Here is a 17,033-nt window from a genome sequence, read left to right as displayed (position 1 = left end):
AGCGTCATCGAACCTGGCGGGTTTCCCGCCAGATTGTCTGATAGCTGCTACCGGGAAAAATAATGAATATATCCCGTCTCAGGCCTGCCATAAATACATCTCTATAAGCTCGAATGCAGCCTCCATGCTGCATTTGGTCTGAAACGAGGGATATTTATTTTAAACATCTCATTAGTATGTCCTGCTTCTGTCACAAAGCCCACATTGTTCGAACATCTGTATTAATACAACACTCCTGCCGGGCACGAAAATATCCATAAACTATTGATATTAAAAATGTTTTTGTTAGTCGCCATAACGGTACAGGCGTTGCAACAACTCTGACGGATCAATCCACCAGAGGAGTGAGAGAGGATGGAATTAACGGTTATCGGTTCATCGGCCAAACCTGCGGAAGCGTCCGGGTGCAGTACCGGATCCTGCGGCAGTACAGATGATCAAATGTCGCATTTGCCGGAAGAAATCCGGCAAAAGGTATTCAACCATCCTTGTTATTCAGAGGATGCTCATCACTATTTTGCACGAATGCATGTGGCAGTCGCACCGGCTTGTAATATTCAGTGTCACTACTGTAATCGTAAATATGATTGCAGTAATGAATCCCGTCCAGGAGTGGTTTCGGAGTTACTGACTCCGGAGCAGGCAGTTGCGAAGACCAAGGCGGTTGCTGCCAATATTCCACAAATGACGGTACTCGGTATTGCCGGTCCGGGTGATCCACTGGCGAACCCTGAACGTACATTCGATACCTTCCGGCGTTTGTCAGAGGAGGCGCCTGATATCAAATTGTGTGTTTCCACGAATGGGTTGTCGTTGCCAGAATCGGTAGACGAACTGGCAAAACACAATATTGATCATGTCACGATCACGATTAATTGCGTGGATCCCAAAATCGGGGCTCAAATTTATCCCTGGATTTATTGGAATAATCGCCGGGTGTTCGGTGAGAAAGCTGCGAAAATTCTGATCAGACAACAACAGAAAGGCCTGGAAATGCTGGTAGCCAGAGGCATTCTGGTGAAAGTGAACTCGGTCATGATTCCCGGTGTCAATGATGAGCATCTTAAAGAAGTCAGTCGTATCGTCAAAGAAAAGGGTGCCTTTCTGCACAACGTCATGCCGCTGATTGCGGAAGCTGAGCATGGTACGTTTTATGGTGTCATGGGGCAGCGTTCACCAGAACCGGAGGAGTTACAGGATCTGCAGGATGCCTGTGCCGGAGACATGAATATGATGCGCCATTGTCGTCAGTGTCGTGCAGATGCCGTGGGGCTGCTCGGTGAAGACCGTGGTGAGGAGTTCACCATCGACAAAATAGAATCCATGGACATCGATTACGACGAAGCGATGAAAAAACGCGCTGTCGTGCATGCCGCCATTGAGCAGGAACTGGATGAAAAACGGGCTAAAAAAGCACGACTGTCCAGTATGTTTGGATCATCTGCCAGCCAATCGGAAAAACGCCCGGTATTAATGGCCGTGGCAACCACTGGCAGTGACTTGATCAATCAGCACTTCGGTCATGCCACTGAGTTTTTGGTGTATGAAGCGTCTTCGACAGGTGTGCGTTTTATCAGTCATCGCAAGGTCGATCAGTATTGTATCGGCAATGATACTTGTGGTGAAAAGGAATCGGCATTGTCGGGCAGTATCCGGGCTTTAAAAGGTTGCGAGGTCGTGCTCTGTGCCAAAATTGGTTATGAGCCCTGGGAACAACTGGAACAGGCCGGTATACAACCGAATGGCGAGCATGCCATGGAGCCGATCGAAGAAGCTGTCGCGCAGGTATATCAGGAAATGGATGCCGCTGGAAAACTGGATCCTGCTGCCACGGTCATGACTGAAACAGCTTAATCTGTTGATATTCAGGGAAGCCTGCTTCCCTGTCTTTGAACGCAATGAGGAGAAGACAATGGCGCTGTCAATTATCGAATCCTGTGTAAACTGCTGGGCCTGTGTGGATGTCTGCCCAAGCAATGCCATTTCCATGGCTGAGACACATTTTAAAATCAGCCCGAAAAAATGTACGGAGTGTGATGGAGATTATGCTGATCCCCAGTGCGCCAGTATTTGTCCGATCGAGGGCGCCATACTGAATGCCGGGGGAGAAGCCATAAACCCACCGGGATCTCTGACGGGGATTCCGCCGGAGCTGATGGCGAAAGCGATGGCTGAAATCCAGGCTCGTTGATGATCACAGCGAGGGAACCAAATTGTTATTGGCCACAAAAGACTCATTCGAAACCATGCCATGGTTGTTGAACTGCCGCTGGTTTGGGCAGATGTTGTCATCCCAGCGGCAGGGGCAGTCATGTCTGCCTTTCTATCTTGGGCTGACTCCGGAACAGTTTGTAGATGCCTGTAAGAGTTGTGTGTCGACCCGGATGTTGATCAACGACGATTACCTCAAACCGCCTGTCGAAGAAGATATTCGGCAATTGTTGCTGGAGCAACGACAGGACGAGTGTGAGGAGTTGAGTGCTTTGTTGGTGGATCATCGTCGGGGGGCATGTGATTCAGAGTTGTGGATCGCACAGATGGTCGTGGCCGGTTGCATGGGCGGCGGACATCTCTGGCATGACCTGGGATTGCCTAATCGCACTATGCTGAATGAGCTCCTGAGCTCTAATTTTCCATCACTGGCACAGCAGAATGTCCATGATATGAAGTGGAAAAAATTTCTGTACCGGCAGCTGTGTGAGCGCGGTGGAGACTATGTATGCCGGGCACCGAGCTGTCAGGAATGCCAGAGCTTCAATGATTGTTATGGCAATGAAGAACACATTTACCCACCTGGTTAGTCCGCTATTTGGGGCGGAACAACCTGATCATACCAAAAGGCGACTAATAACATGTCTGATACTACCACCAAGATCAAGCAACAGATTGCCACTCATCCTGTGCTGTTGTACATGAAAGGCACACCGGAAGAGCCTCAATGTGGCTTTTCCAAAACGGCTTCCGCAGCACTGAAAACAGTTATTACTGAGTTCACGTATGTGAACGTGCTGGCGGCACCATTCATTCGAGAGAAGCTGCCGGCGATTTCCAACTGGCCGACCTATCCACAGCTATTTGTGCAGGGAGAGCTGGTTGGTGGCTGTGATGTCGTCTGTGAAATGGTGGCCGATGGTAGCCTGAAAGCCATGCTGGCCGATGCTGGATTATTACAGACTGACGGTGTTTAATAGCGCCCGATTTTGAGAAATGAGGGTGCAACATCATGCAGGAACAGATCAAATCTCTGATTGAAGCAGAGTTCGAAAATGCTGAAGTCAGCTTCCTGGGGGAAGAGTGTAATTTTACTGTGCAGGTCGTTAGTGAAGAGTTTACCGGTCTGACACCGGTGAAGCGGCAACAGAAAGTGCTGGCGGGTGTTCAGGAGCTGATTGCTTCGGGTACGTTGCATGCCATCTCTGTTAAGGCGATGACCCCGGCTGAATGGCAGAAAAAATCCACTGCCTTATAAATTACAAGTGATGCGTCCGGGAATCTTTATCCCGGACCTTAATCACTGTCTCCCCACAGATATTCGTCAATTTCCTTCATCAAAAAAGAATTTTGTTTAACCCCTCGGGCAATAGCTTCCGCTTCTTCCTGGTTATATCCATAGAGATTAAAACTGGTTTTTCCGGCCGATTCACCGGCATAGAATAGTTGCACTTCCAATTGCCACTGGCTGGACACCGGTTCAACCGGAATCAGTTTGATGAATGCTTTGAGGTTTTCTTCCAACTGCGAAATAAGGTTCAGTTCTGTCATGGCTGTTGATTATCTATCAGGGCTTCGGAGAGGACGGAAAGCCCTCTCCAGACAATGGGAGTATCAGGAGAAGACTGCCTCAACCGCTTCCTGTTCTGGGCCGTATTCGAGATCAATCACTTCGATTTGTTTTTTACGACAAAAGCGCCGTTCCTTATCATTGGCATTTTCAATCAGTGCCCAGCCGGCCTGTTGTTCGTTTGCACCATAAATAATGTCGCTGAAGACCATCCGCTCGGTATCGCGATTCAAATGCATGCCCAGTAACAGATATTGCTTGTTTTGTCTGCGCAGTTTCAGAAATGCCGGAATAGCAAAGCCTCCCATCAGTTCAGTAATGTAATCCACATAATCGGCATCAGAGGCGATATAACTGGGTGAAGGAACCGGTGTTCCCATGGGTTTAAACAATACCGGCAGATCGGGATTGACCTGATGCTGTTCGATAACCTGATAGTTACCGTGTGAATGATGGTAGATCTGAAAACGATACTGGGTTCCACTGATGCGGGCACAACCGACCACCAGAATATATTCGCGGTCAGCATATAGGTCTTGCAGTTGGGTATCGCGGTTGATATCGATGATATAGGGGGCCTCGAGGGATGCCAGCCATTGATGCAGCGTGGACAGGCTCCACTGTTTTTCACTATAGGTTTGCGTCAAAAAACGTTCCACGAAACTGCGCCCGCGCTTGAGTTCGAGATTCATTGCCGCACGCGGAAATTCGTACATCAGCTTTGGTGCCATGGGTCTGCCATTATTCATCGCCAGGATCAGTGAATCGCTATCGGCGGGAATCGGCGAACCGTCATCCTGATTGATCACTCCCCGTAAAGTACCTGGGCCGATATACGGAATCAGGTGCCCCTGTTCGATTTGTTGCCGGTAACATTCAAGTTGTTGAATATCCATTAGCTGTGCTCCAAAGTATGTTCTCAGACAGGGGTATGGCAATTTCCGGACCAGCCGGAAAGTGTTCGGAACCGGCATGAAAGCCCGAATTTTGAAGGAGCAGAGGGATTGTCGTTATGACGTGACTTTCACAATGTGGTGAATGCGACAATGGCATTCACCAGGAAATATTATCGGGCTGGGCCAACCAGATAATGCGCCAGGCGATTTCCGGTGATCATGGCAACCACAAAACCAATGGCTGGCCAGTGCAGACTGGCCAGATCCACCAGAGCCGGACCAGGGCACAGACCAATCAATCCCCAGCCGATACCAAACAGTACAGCACCTGCCAGCAGTCGGAATGAAATATCACTCAGGCTTGGTAAATGAAACATATCTCCGAACCATGGTGTTTTCCGGCGTTTACTGAACTGAAATGCCAGCCCGAAAATCAGGACTGCCGAAGCCATAACCGCAATCAGGGCTGGTTGCCAGGCCCCCAGAATATCCAGAAACCCACGAACCTTGGCGGGGTTGTTCATTCCGGAAATCAGCAGCCCGACTCCGAACAGCGTCCCACCGAAAAACGGAATCAGAGTTGTGATGGTCGATTTCAGTTTCATGAGCCGGCAACTCCATTCATCAACGTGACTGTGATCATGCCAGTCGCGATAAAGGTAACCGTTGATACAATGGAACGAGGGGATAAGCGACCGATACCACAGACCCCATGTCCGCTGGTACAACCGTTGCCAATGTAGGTTCCGAATCCGACCAGCACGCCAGCGGTTAGCCATAATGGCAGACTGTCATTCATGTCAATGGATATCCGGCCACCGGCGAGACGATACAGCGGGTTGGCAATGATCACTCCTGCCAGAAACCACAATGTCCAGCGGTAGCGGAAAATCTGTAAGCTAAATAACGATGAGATCACGCCGGTCATTCCGCTGACCCGGCCAATGCCGAGCCATATCAGTGCCGCAGCTGTACCAATCAGGGTACCGCCTACTAGTTCACTTATCATAAAAAATAATACCTGGAAAAAAGCCGTATTCTAATGAAGCCGGAGAAGCATATCTATTGTTAGAGCAGAAGATTGTTAGTGTGGTGTCTTGAATAAAACCTATATTAACAAAGCACCTCAAGATGTTCACAGCGAGGCGCAGCTCGCAGGCAATGGTTATTCCTTTGTCAAAAGCTGGAACGAAGCGGTGGGCGTATCGAGGGCTTCTCGAAGAGTGGGACGCCGTTTGCTGAACTTAACGTAGAGTTGAGAAGTGAATTCGGCGGCCCATTTAAATATGCGTTTTATTTGAGCCCCTACGTTAGTGGCCTCTGAAAAATAGGAATAGTTTTGATGCAGGCGAGGAAGCACCACTCGCAACACTGCAATTTACCGGTGTCAATGAGGAGGTGAGACTGGTGCTGACAACGTCCTGCGCGAAAACAGGCCATTTTTCAGATGGTTCCTTAGCGTATTGAGCTCGATCATATGGCCGGGTTGGGTACAGATCATTTGTCTCTCCAACCGCTCTTTGGTTTCACCGTCATAGAGAAGGTTTATCAATGGTTTTATGCGGTTGTCGATGATGAGTGATGAGTGCAGAACACTATTGGGGGGATTCCACTAATAACTGGTGTCGCCAATATTTTCTGCACCTGCACGCCGACGTAACTGTCTCGATATACTATCCACTAACACATTCAGCAGGGCGGTTATGAGGATCAGAAAAAAAGCTTTGTCATAGCGGATTTCCTCAAATGCGGAGTCAATATAGAACCCTAGCGTGGTAATCCCCAAAATGCCCATGATGGCACTTTCGCGCAAAATCACTTCCCAGCGGTACAACAAAAACGCCAGAAACCCCGGATACAGTCGCGGTGTATGCAGATACAAATAACGGTTGAGTCCGGTTGGATCATCGGCGCGATGAGGCTGTTTTTCGCTATGACCGGTCAGTAGAAACCCGATCAGACCACCATTGTGAACCGCCAGCGCCAGTACCGCTGGCAAACCTGATGGGCCAAACAGCAGCAGGAAGATAAATGCAAAGATCATTTCCGGTGTGGAGCGCATGATTAATAACAGACATTGACCGGCTGCCCGCCCTTTACCGACGATGGCCTGACTGGCAAAAGGATAGAGTACCAGAGCGAGGATGCCGGTAAGCACCAGGGCCAGTTGTGTCAACAACAGCGTTTGCAGCAGTGCCGGCCAGGCCTCACGACGGAAGACAGAACTGTACCAGTGCAGGGTTTCCTGCCAGTTTAACTGCTGGAGTGATTGCGGCCAGATATCCTCAGAGACAAACCGCCAGAAGAGACCATCGGGAGTAGCGGGCATTGCCGGTAGTAACCACAGAGCCACCACGGTATAGAGGGGTATCAGTATCGGCCGAAGGCACCAGCGAATGGTGGCGATCAACAGAAAAAACAGCCATAACAGGGCTGCTGCCTCGCTATAACTGCCTTGCTTAAACGCGGTTTCCAGATGGAACCCCAGAGTGGGTAAACCGATAAAGCCGAGTATCGCGCTGGAGCGCAGGGCGCATTCGAAACGATAGCGAACATAATGAGACAACTCCGTCAGTGACTGCGGAATCAAGGTATAGGCATAGCGACTCAGACGCTGGGAATCTGGAGATATCGCCAGTCCCGGCTGGCGGTTTTGACGTGAGAAAATTTCTGCGAAGACTTTGGCAAACACACCGGTATAAGGTACCAGAATCGCCAGTAATCCAGTGGTGGCGCTCAATCCCCAGATCTGCATGAACAACAATCCCCAGAAGATCTCGTGAACAGCCCGTATCGATGCTGCCAGGATGCGTAGCAGTCGGCAGTGCCAGTACATAGCCAACAGCAAACCAGCTGGTACTGCCAATACCACCGCCAGCAGTGCAAAGGCAATGGTCTGGCCCAGGGCATTGATCAATGTCGACGGATCATGCCACCAGGGAGTGATAAATCCCCAGCCAATACGACCCAGTTCCCGCCAGGGTTCGGATGGGTAAAGTTGCAGATCTGCCCAGGGCAGGCATAAGACTGCGGAGACCAACAACAGCAGGCTGAGGCGGAGCAGACGTTTACCGGTACTGGCGGGAGGGGCTGTCATCCGCTCAGGCATAGAATTCATTCAGTGCCTCAGATGTTAATCCGGAAACCGGACCATCGTATTGGATGCGGCCGCGTTTGAGGGCGATAACCCGATCGAAATGATCCAGTGCCAGACGACGATTATGCAAGCTCACCAGTAATGTCTGATGACGGTCCATGAGTAGCCGCAGAATGATTTCGCTCTGGGCCGGATCCAGTGCCGAGACCGGTTCATCACCGAAAAAAATTGGTTGCTGACGAAACAGTGCCCGACCGATGGCCACCCGCTGCCGTTGCCCGCCGGAGAGTTGATCCACGGATTTCCATAACTGGTCGGCGATGCCCAGGTCTGTGGCCAGGCTGGTGATTTGCTGCCGGTCAGCGATTCTGGGTTTGATCAGATTCCACAGGTTATAAAAAGAACCATGTCGTTCCAGTCCGCCCATAAAAATATTCTGATAGGACGACAAGCTATCCACCAGTCCGGATGCTTGTGGGCACAAAGCAATACGGCTGGCCTGTTGTTGATACAACCACTCAAGCAGGCTCGACTTACCCGCCCCGGATGGTCCGATCAGGACAATTTTCTCACCTGAATGAACCGTCAAACTGATGTTGTGCAGAACCCGGGTTCTGCCTATGTCCAGATTGGCCTGAGTGAGAGAAAACAACGGTGTGCTGAGAACGTTCTGCAACATCGGGCGGTGATACTCAATCAATCAGACCAATGGCCTTGGCGGTGGTTTCTATCGGTGCGTAGTCATCATTGGAGGCTGGTACGAACGATTGCCGGGGGAAGCTGGCCAATAGATCGGGGTCTTTCATATTCAGCAACGCCTCACGGACTTTGTCGGTAAAGTCGGCACCAAAAGCGTTGTCTACATCACCGCGTATGGTCCATTGATAATCGGGGTAGGTTGGTGTTTCCCAGATCACCTGGACTTTGTCGGGATCAATATTGCCGGCGGCCAGTTCGTTTTCCCAAACCGTATAGTTAACCGCACCGACCTGATAGGCACCTGACTGCACCTGAGCGATGGTGCGGCTGTGGTCACCAGAAAACCCGACCCGGGCGAAAATATCCCCGGGTGCCGCTTGAAATGCTTCGTGTAAATAGAACTCGGGCATTAGCCGGCCTGAGGTGGAGCCTTTCGACCCAAAGGTAAATGTTTTGCCTTTCAGAGCGTCCGTCAGGTGATCGGTCTTCTGCAACCCTGTGCTGTGATGGGCGATAAAATAGGTTTTGAAAAACTGATCTTCATAGCCCTGGGCAATGGCGCTTGAGCCGGGTACCAGACGACGGGCCTGTACTCCGGATAAACCACCGAACCAGGCCAGTTGTACCTGGTTGTTGCGGAATGCAGTTATGGCTGCCGCATAGGATTTGACCGGGACGTATTGCACCTCCACACCCAGTTCGCCTGCCAGATAGTCAGCCACTTTGTTGAAGCGTTGCTGCAGCCGGGATTCATCCTCATCCGGAATGGCGGTAAATACAAATGTATCGGCAACGGTTGTCAAAGCCGTGCACAGCAGGGTCAGGGTGGTTACCAGCCTGGTCAGTTTTTTCATAATACAAACCTTAGTGAGTTAACAGATATTCTTGAATGTCTTCGGTGGTTCCGCGGAATTCCACCTGTCCTTGTTTTTGCGACAACTGATAATCGTACATGGGGTCGTAGTAGTCCCGCAGTAGTATGCGAATCCACTCCCGGTGCAGTGAGTCATCACCCTGTTGCTGTTGTTTCAGTGCCTGTTCCAGCAGAGCGTTCAGCTGTTGATAGCGCAAGCCGCCCAATCTGCGACGAATTTTGAACAGCGACGTGGTCAGGTCTTCGGCAAATGCAGTAAACCCTTCCTCAGTCCCTTTGGCCTGTTGCCATTCCGCCAGCTTACTCAGGATATAGTTGCGGAAACTGTGTTCAACCCGTTGTTCCAGCGTTCTCTCGACAATGATCAGCGGTGCCTCCGCCATGCATCGGCGCAGTGTTTCCGGCAGGGCACAGCGACCGATGAGCCGGCTTTCGTCTTCCAGCAGAATTGAGGCTCCCGGATATTTATGGTTCTGCCGAAGCAGCGCAATTGCCAGGCGGTTTTCAAAGTCGATCTGTGACGGTTGGCCGGCAGGGCGTTTGCCAAAGGTACTGCCGCGGTGATGAGCGAGACCTTCAAGGTCAATACTCCCCGGAACCGCCGTCAGCAGATCGGTCTTGGCACAACCGGTACGGCCGGCCAGTATACGAAAACGAGTATTGCTGACAATACGCTCCTGAGTATCGATCAGAAATCGTCGCAGCGCCTTATAACCGCCTTTGATTCTCGGATAATCACAGCCGGCCTGCTGCAGCCACTGCTGGACGATTTGGCTGCGTAAGCCTCCCCGCCAGCAATACAGGTAGCCATCCGGATGAGCATGGGCGAATTCGAGCCAGCGTTGAATTCGTTCTTCTTTCAATTTGCCGCTGACCAGTTGATGCCCGAGTTCAATCGCTTTTTGTTGGCCTTCCTGTTTGTAGCAGGTACCGACTTTGGCCCGTTCGCTATCTGTCATCAGTGGCAGACTAACCGTGTGTGGAAAGGCGCCTTTCAGAAACTCTGCCGGTGCACGGGTGTCTATCATCGGAGTGTCGTGCAGAAAAATAGCCGCGTAGTCATCAGTATCCGGACGACTCATGCAACAACCTCAATGCGGTAATCGTCTCGAGCATTAACCAGTTCGCCAATACTTTGAGCATATACGCCGGCATCTGTGAGCAGCTTTTCCAACGCCGAAGCCTGTTCAGGCTGAACTGCGATCAACAGTCCGCCACTGGTCTGGGGGTCGCAGAATAATGCCTGCTGTTCATCAGACAATGGCGCAATTTTGTAACCGTACGAATCAAAATTGCGTAAGGTGCCTCCGGGCAGACAGCCAAGTGCAATGTACTCCCGCACGGGTGTTAACAGGGGAATACTGCTCTCCCTTAGTACTGCGTTTACACCACTACCTTCGCATACCTCCAGCAAGTGACCCATCAGACCAAAACCGGTCACATCGGTAATGGCTTCCACACCATCCAACTGCGATACCTGTGCGCCGACTGAATTCATCATGCACATGACATCACGGGCCATAAATTCATGTTCTGGCCGCAGTTTTTTCTGTTTCTGGGCAGTGGTCAGTATGCCTACGCCCAGAGGTTTGGTCAGGTAGAGTTGGCAGCCGGGCGTGGCTGTGTTGTTCTGTTTCAGTTGCTCTTTGGCGACGATGCCTGTGACGGCGAGGCCAAAAATAGGTTCCGGTGAATCAATACTGTGGCCACCAGCCAAGAGAATTCCGGCTTCTGCACAAGCCTGGCGGCCGCCGTCCACTACGCGTTGTGCTACTTCTGGCGCCAGTACATTGACCGGCCAACCCAAAATGGCGATGGCCATTAATGGCTTGCCACCCATGGCAAAGATGTCGCTGATGGCGTTAGTGGCGGCGATACGGCCAAAATCAAAAGGATCATCTGCGATCGGCATAAAAAAGTCCGTGGTGCTCAAAATCACCTGGCCGTTGCCCAGATCGTAGGCTGCAGCATCGTCTTTACTGTTGTTACCCACGAGCAGTTTGGTATCTGCCGGGATCGATAACGATGAGGTCAGAATACTGTCGAGGATTTTGGGCGAAATCTTGCAGCCGCAGCCGGCACCATGGCTGTATTCTGTCAATTTGATACTGGATGTAGGGGTCTGTTGTTGCACTGTGAATTCCCGCCTGGATGAAAAAGACCTGCATGATACGGCCAGCTTCCCTCAATGGCGAGTACCGCGACGGTCCAGCAGGGGGAGACCGATACTGACCTAACTATTCAAATGGATCAAAATAATCTGTTTGAATAAGGGGTGACCAGTATTTCCGCCGGGGCTTGTGATGTGTCGCTTCTCATACTTGGCTGCGATGAGCATTTACTGTGATGGCTGCAATACAGACAGGGGCAAGGTTGAGACATCGTGCCACTTCAGAAGGGCAAGCCATATTGATTGTCTGTGATTTCGAAAGCTCAAAAACCAATTGCCGTGATCCGGCAGTCACCATCACTGTTCGTGTCAGTATCATTCAGTGTCGTTTCCATATTCCTGTTTTTCGATATTCCTGTATTGATTTTATGAAATCCTGAATCGGTAAATACTGCGTCGACCTGTATGCTTCAATAGCGATATCTGTGCTAGTTTAGAAATTTTAAAGGTTAGAAAAAATGACGCTTTTTTGCCGGTTTTAGTGACGGATTTATGTTGTTGGTAAATATTCGGTTACGAAAATTTTCAGTGAAAATATGAATATGTGTCACGAGCTATTGATTTTTATAAATGTTGTTCAATATCTAAAAAGACGATTGTTTTCCGTACTTTATAAATTATAAATTTCCAGCATACACACAGGATAATGTCTCTTTTATTCGAACACTCCGTGCTTTGAACTAGTGGAATAGACTGTGCTCAAAAGGTTTCAGAAATTTCAAAATACCTGAGCAATTGTGTGGAAATTTAAGGGGTCACCGAAAAATAGCTATGGTTTTGATGCCGCCCAGGAAACACCGCTTGCAAACCGCAGTTTACCGGTATCGATGAGGATTGGAGAGGGTGTAGACCTGATAACGTCCTGTGCCAAAACAATTATTTGCAGAGGCATCAGAGGCTAATATTTATGATTGGGATAATGTTTGAAACCTATTGTAAATCTTGAATACGAAGATAATTTTACGGGTTTTAGAAAAAATGAAATGGATTGGCTCTCGCAATTTTCAGGCGAGCTGAATGTGGCACCTTTGTCAGAACCTGCAAATATAGGTATTGCTGAAAAATCGATGAGGGAATACTGATCAGCAGAAACCTCGCACACAGTATGAAAAATGCTGTTGTTCAGGATTTTCTTAAATAATCGAATGATGTGATGTTTTTTGTACATCGAACTAATGCATAACCCAACATTATGACGCTGTCTGATGATGGGGGGATTTTGACCTTTTAACACAGGAGTAATGAATGAAGCATCTGACTCTCTCGCACAAATTAATGTTTGGAGTCATTGTTCCCATAATACTGACATTTGGCATTTTAACAGCGATCATTGGATTTCAGCTGGATTCTTCGCTGACTCATATGCATGAAAGTGCTACGAGCAATAATGTGGAATCTCGAGCGTCAGAAATATCCCGCTGGCTTACCGGTTATATGGAATGGCTCACCAGTCTGGCCAACAATGAATCTCTCCGGCAGCCGATGTCCGATGAAGAACGGTCAAATTGGTTGAAGCGTTATATGCTCAATGATCCAGCCATTGACGTTTTGTTTTTTGCCAATGCAGATGGTGAGGCTGTCACGCAAAAAAGCGCCACACGTTTGGATTTGAGTGATCGCGAGTATTTTCAGAAGCTGATAAGTAGTCGTAGTCGTAAGGGTATTATTTCCCAGCCAATGATTTCCAGAGCTACCGGCCATGGCGTAGCGGTAATTGCAGTGCCAGTGATAGAGCGTAACCGTACTGTTGGTATACTGGCTGTCGCCCTGACACTGGATGAACTGTCCAATGTCGCTAATCAACTGGCTGACAGTTCCGGGGGCGGTGAATTTGGATGGGTCGTTGATGCCAGTGGTGTTGCGGTTGCGCATCCTGATAAGACGATGCGCATGAAGCTGAATATTACTCAAGGTGATAAAAATGGGTTTCATGGCATGACGGTGCTGAGTCGGGAAGTTCTCAGTGGTCGTAGTGGCGTTGGCAGTTATTGGCGTCCAGATGGTGAAAAATTCGTCATGATTTTTTCTCCAATCAAAGCCAGCCCAGGATGGGTGATCGGTTTGTCCGTGCCAGCCAAAAATTTTACTAAAACAACCTACACTATTCTGCGAAACACTATCACATTGATGGTTCTGGCATTTATTGCGCTGGTGATCGTATTGATTGGGATCTCGGGGATGATTGTCAAACCGATTCGGCGGGTGGCCAATATGTTGAAGGATATTGCCGAGGGTGAAGGTGATTTGACTCAACGACTGCCGGTGGAAGGTAACGATGAACTGGCGCAGCTTGCAGACGGTTTTAATCAGTTTGCCAATTGTATTCATCAATTAATGCTGCAGGTTGTGAGGACCTGCGATCAATTGAATGACAGCGCCGCACGGTTGCAGACTGGTCGCAATGACATGTCAGACAACGTACATAAACAACAATCCGAAGTGGATCAGATTGCCGCCGCCATGAATGAGATGGAAAGCACTGTTCGTGAAGTGGCATCTCACGCACAGACGGCTTCGACTGCCGCGCAGGAAGGTAATACACAGGCACGAGAAGGCTCAATGAGGGTTGGCCGGGTACGGGAGGTCATCATTGAACAGGCAGAATTGATTCGCAGCAGTGCGGATGAAGTATCGGCATTGCAACAGTCAGGTCAACAGATCGGTCAGGTGATGGAAGTGATTCGCGGCATCGCTGAGCAAACCAATCTACTGGCGCTCAATGCGGCCATTGAAGCTGCCCGTGCGGGTAATGCCGGTCGCGGTTTTGCTGTGGTGTCTGATGAAGTTCGGCAATTGGCGGGGCGCACTCATGAATCCACGCAGCAGATCCAGCAAACCGTTGAAGCGCTGCAGGAACGTATCTCCCGTGCCGTCAGTGTCATGCATACCAGTTCGGAGCGCTCCAGACAAAGTGTTGAAGAAGCAGAAGCTGCACATGAGGCGTTGCAGGCCATTTCGGTTGCTATAGACAATATAGAAGGCATGAACCTGCAAATCGCGGCCGCCACAGAACAACAGGGAGCGACTGCAGTAGAGTTGAGCCGCAATTTCGAACACATCGTGGAGGTGAGTAATACTACTCTGCGACATACGGCCAATGCATCAGACAATATCGGTCAGCTGTTTGCTCAGGCCGATGAACTGCGCAGTCTTGTGGGTCGCTTTAGACTCTGATGATTATCACGGTTTTTTGCCTTGTTTCGCCGGGCCGATCAAATAATGGGCCAGGCGATTACCCGCTATCATAGCAACCAGAAAACCGTACACTGGCCATTGAAAACTTGCCAGGTCCACCAATACCGGACCTGGACAAAGTCCTATCAAACCCCAACCAACTCCAAATAGTGTCGCACCGGCCAGCAGCCTGAGTGAAACTCCGGTCAGACTGGGCAAATGGAAAACGTCATGCAGCCAGGGAGAATTTAATGTTCGGCTATATCGAAAAGCGAACCCAAAGATCAACACTGCTGGAATCATCACGGCAATCAGCTGTGGCTGCCATGGTCCCATAATATCCAGAAAACCACGAATCTTGCTGGGGTTGTTCATGCCGGAGATCAGCAGACCAAGACCGAACACAACGCCACTGATCAATGAAATTGAAACCCTGGCAAACAGTTTGTCCGTGTGTGTCATTCGTAATTTCTCCTCTAACCTGTGATAGCAACAGTTATCATTCCCGTTACTATAAAGACAATGGTTGAAACGATGGATCTGCCGGATAACCGGCCAACACCGCAGATACTGTGACCACTGGTACAACCATTGCCGATGTATGCACCGGCACCAACCAATAGACCTGCACACAACAGAATCAGAATATTGTCGTTCATTTGAATGTTAACTTGACCACCTGAAAACCGGTAGACAGGGTTAGCTATGATAATGCCGATCAAAAACCAGATAACCCAATGATAACGCGGCATATGCAATGTAAATGATGAGGAGACCATGCCACTCACACCGCTGATCCGGCCAATACCGAGCCATAGTAGCGCAGCGGATATACCTATTAATGAACCACCTAGCATTTCGTTGATCATTTTTGATTGTTCCGTAGATTACAATTTATATTAGATAAATCTAAATAATAGTTGAGATGTTTTCACACGCGCGAAATAACTTCCATCCTTCATTAGTTGGGAGTGTGCTGACAGAAGGGGGGGAGCATTCGGATGTATGTTTTCTTAGCTTGATAATTTTTTCGCGGGCGGTTGTCTGGTAAGACTTTGAACGTAGATGCGGTGATACTCAAAAACCTATCTGGGTCGGATTCCACGCAGCGAGTACTTACTTAGAACGCCGTAGTAACCGGCATTGTGGTGAGTATCCGTGAACAGTTGTTTGTCGTGTCGGTTTGTCACCATTGCAACACGATGTCAGGTGGCATTGTCATGAAGAAAGCATACATCCTGATGCCCTTGTTTTGATAAAAATTAATAAAAATCAACAAGTTATCTGATTCTGGTGTAGTGGCACAGTGCCTGCACCAGTGTTGTTGTCCTGTAAGGCCCGAAGCTGCCACCTGCATGTTGGTTCGTATGGTAAGTGGCTTCCAGGCATTTTTCTAACCCTGCTTTCATGATGGGAGTGGGGACCGACAACAGAGGAGATTCCAAAATGGGACTACGTCAATGTGCAATTTATGGTAAGGGCGGTATTGGTAAGTCTACCACTACTCAAAACCTGGTTGCCGCGTTAGCAGAGGCCGGTAGAAAAGTCATGATCGTTGGTTGTGATCCGAAAGCCGATTCGACTCGACTGATGCTGCATTCTAAAGCTCAGAATACCATTATGGAGATGGCGGCTGAAGCGGGTACCGTAGAAGATCTGGAGCTGGAAGATGTATTAAAAACCGGTTACGGCAATGTCAAATGTGTTGAGTCCGGTGGCCCTGAGCCTGGTGTCGGATGTGCTGGTCGTGGTGTGATTACAGCCATCAACTTCCTGGAAGAAGAAGGCGCTTACGAAGAAGATCTAGACTTCGTTTTTTATGATGTATTGGGTGATGTGGTTTGTGGTGGATTTGCCATGCCTATTCGTGAAAACAAGGCTCAGGAAATCTACATCGTTTGCTCCGGTGAGATGATGGCAATGTATGCTGCCAACAACATTTCAAAAGGTATTGTGAAGTACGCTAACTCCGGTGGTGTGCGCTTAGCTGGATTGATCTGTAATTCACGTAATACGGATCGTGAAGATGAGCTGATCGAAGCGCTGGCTGCCAAGCTTGGTACCCGGATGATTCATTTTGTTCCTCGTGACAATGTTGTACAACGCGCGGAAATTCGCCGTATGACTGTAATCGAGTACGATCCAAAAGCCGGTCAGGCTGACGAGTACCGGGCTTTGGCCAATAAGATCATTGAAAACAAAACGTTTGTCATCCCCAATCCTTTGACTATGGATGAGTTGGAAGAACTGTTGATGGAATTCGGCATTCTGGATGAAGAGGATGAAAGCATCATTGGTAAAACAGCCACTGAGCTGGAAGCCTGATAGAAGGTGCGTATATG

General features: G+C 49.3%; 19 protein-coding genes. 8 read left to right on the top strand and 11 right to left on the bottom strand.

Going from position 1 to position 17,033, the window contains the following annotated elements:
• Window positions 1–354 precede the first annotated feature (354 nt).
• From nifB to ACQY6I_RS12455, 5 genes are read left to right on the top strand one after another with little or no spacing between them, the layout of a single operon-like run.
• The gene (gene nifB, locus ACQY6I_RS12475; RefSeq protein ID WP_428241814.1) at window positions 355–1,854 is read left to right on the top strand and encodes a nitrogenase cofactor biosynthesis protein NifB; all 1,500 of its coding nucleotides are present in this window, start codon (window positions 355–357) and stop codon (window positions 1,852–1,854) included.
• A gap of 58 nt (window positions 1,855–1,912) precedes the next feature.
• A complete protein-coding gene (locus tag ACQY6I_RS12470; RefSeq protein ID WP_428241813.1) occupies window positions 1,913–2,191 on the top strand; it encodes a 4Fe-4S dicluster domain-containing protein in 279 nt (92 codons plus the stop codon).
• A gap of 22 nt (window positions 2,192–2,213) precedes the next feature.
• Window positions 2,214–2,801 (top strand): nitrogen fixation protein NifQ, encoded by a 588-nt coding sequence (locus ACQY6I_RS12465; RefSeq protein ID WP_428241812.1) that lies wholly within the window; start codon window positions 2,214–2,216, stop codon window positions 2,799–2,801.
• A gap of 51 nt (window positions 2,802–2,852) precedes the next feature.
• Window positions 2,853–3,188 (top strand): Grx4 family monothiol glutaredoxin, encoded by a 336-nt coding sequence (grxD, locus tag ACQY6I_RS12460; RefSeq protein ID WP_428241811.1) that lies wholly within the window; start codon window positions 2,853–2,855, stop codon window positions 3,186–3,188.
• 35 nt (window positions 3,189–3,223) lie between these two features.
• Entirely contained in the window at window positions 3,224–3,469 is a 246-nt protein-coding gene (locus ACQY6I_RS12455) for a BolA family protein (RefSeq protein WP_428241810.1), read from the top strand.
• A 38-nt stretch (window positions 3,470–3,507) separates the two neighbouring features.
• Here the strand turns inward: ACQY6I_RS12455 and ACQY6I_RS12450 are convergent, their stop codons facing one another.
• The 9 genes from ACQY6I_RS12450 to selD all read right to left on the bottom strand — a co-directional run bounded on the left by ACQY6I_RS12450 (window position 3,508) and on the right by selD (window position 11,454).
• Window positions 3,508–3,762 carry a hypothetical protein gene (locus ACQY6I_RS12450; RefSeq protein WP_428241809.1) on the bottom strand — a complete coding sequence of 85 codons (255 nt, stop codon included), beginning with the start codon at window positions 3,760–3,762 and terminating at the stop codon, window positions 3,508–3,510.
• 63 nt (window positions 3,763–3,825) lie between these two features.
• On the bottom strand, window positions 3,826–4,677 hold the full coding sequence (locus ACQY6I_RS12445; protein WP_428241808.1) for an SIR2 family protein: 852 nt from the start codon (window positions 4,675–4,677) through the stop codon (window positions 3,826–3,828).
• A 170-nt stretch (window positions 4,678–4,847) separates the two neighbouring features.
• Window positions 4,848–5,282, bottom strand: a complete 435-nt coding sequence (locus tag ACQY6I_RS12440) for a DUF6691 family protein (RefSeq protein WP_428241807.1) — start codon at window positions 5,280–5,282, stop codon at window positions 4,848–4,850.
• Window positions 5,279–5,686 (bottom strand): YeeE/YedE family protein, encoded by a 408-nt coding sequence (locus ACQY6I_RS12435; RefSeq protein ID WP_428241806.1) that lies wholly within the window; start codon window positions 5,684–5,686, stop codon window positions 5,279–5,281. Before ACQY6I_RS12435 ends, ACQY6I_RS12440 begins: the two co-directional genes overlap by 4 nt.
• A gap of 603 nt (window positions 5,687–6,289) precedes the next feature.
• A complete protein-coding gene (locus ACQY6I_RS12430; protein ID WP_428241805.1) occupies window positions 6,290–7,795 on the bottom strand; it encodes a PhnE/PtxC family ABC transporter permease in 1,506 nt (501 codons plus the stop codon).
• Complete coding sequence (locus tag ACQY6I_RS12425; protein ID WP_428241804.1) at window positions 7,779–8,453, bottom strand: ATP-binding cassette domain-containing protein; 675 nt, start codon at window positions 8,451–8,453, stop codon at window positions 7,779–7,781. Before ACQY6I_RS12425 ends, ACQY6I_RS12430 begins: the two co-directional genes overlap by 17 nt.
• A 13-nt stretch (window positions 8,454–8,466) precedes the next feature.
• Window positions 8,467–9,327, bottom strand: a complete 861-nt coding sequence (locus tag ACQY6I_RS12420; RefSeq protein ID WP_428241803.1) for a putative selenate ABC transporter substrate-binding protein — start codon at window positions 9,325–9,327, stop codon at window positions 8,467–8,469.
• 10 nt (window positions 9,328–9,337) lie between these two features.
• Window positions 9,338–10,429, bottom strand: a complete 1,092-nt coding sequence (gene mnmH, locus ACQY6I_RS12415) for a tRNA 2-selenouridine(34) synthase MnmH (protein WP_428241802.1) — start codon at window positions 10,427–10,429, stop codon at window positions 9,338–9,340.
• Window positions 10,426–11,454: a selenide, water dikinase SelD gene (gene selD / locus ACQY6I_RS12410; protein ID WP_428241948.1), complete on the bottom strand. Its 1,029-nt coding sequence runs from the start codon at window positions 11,452–11,454 to the stop codon at window positions 10,426–10,428. The genes mnmH and selD overlap by 4 nt, the downstream gene beginning before the upstream one ends.
• A 986-nt stretch (window positions 11,455–12,440) precedes the next feature.
• On the opposite strand from selD, the gene ACQY6I_RS12405 reads away from it, so the two are divergent.
• Window positions 12,441–12,599: a hypothetical protein gene (locus ACQY6I_RS12405; RefSeq protein WP_428241801.1), complete on the top strand. Its 159-nt coding sequence runs from the start codon at window positions 12,441–12,443 to the stop codon at window positions 12,597–12,599.
• A gap of 163 nt (window positions 12,600–12,762) precedes the next feature.
• On the top strand, window positions 12,763–14,691 hold the full coding sequence (locus ACQY6I_RS12400; protein WP_428241800.1) for a methyl-accepting chemotaxis protein: 1,929 nt from the start codon (window positions 12,763–12,765) through the stop codon (window positions 14,689–14,691).
• Window positions 14,692–14,697: 6 nt separating this feature from the next.
• On the opposite strand, the gene ACQY6I_RS12395 is transcribed toward ACQY6I_RS12400, so the two are convergent.
• Window positions 14,698–15,153, bottom strand: a complete 456-nt coding sequence (locus ACQY6I_RS12395; protein ID WP_428241799.1) for a DUF6691 family protein — start codon at window positions 15,151–15,153, stop codon at window positions 14,698–14,700.
• Window positions 15,154–15,167: 14 nt separating this feature from the next.
• On the bottom strand, window positions 15,168–15,560 hold the full coding sequence (locus ACQY6I_RS12390; protein ID WP_428241798.1) for a YeeE/YedE family protein: 393 nt from the start codon (window positions 15,558–15,560) through the stop codon (window positions 15,168–15,170).
• Between the two features lie 577 nt (window positions 15,561–16,137).
• Here ACQY6I_RS12390 and nifH point away from each other — a divergent pair.
• On the top strand, window positions 16,138–17,016 hold the full coding sequence (gene nifH / locus ACQY6I_RS12385) for a nitrogenase iron protein (RefSeq protein WP_428241797.1): 879 nt from the start codon (window positions 16,138–16,140) through the stop codon (window positions 17,014–17,016).
• Window positions 17,017–17,033: the final 17 nt, after the last annotated feature.

It is taken from the genome of Gynuella sp., assembly GCF_050297175.1.
Lineage (GTDB): Bacteria > Pseudomonadota > Gammaproteobacteria > Pseudomonadales > Natronospirillaceae > Gynuella.
This window is presented reverse-complemented; position numbering and strand designations above follow the sequence as displayed.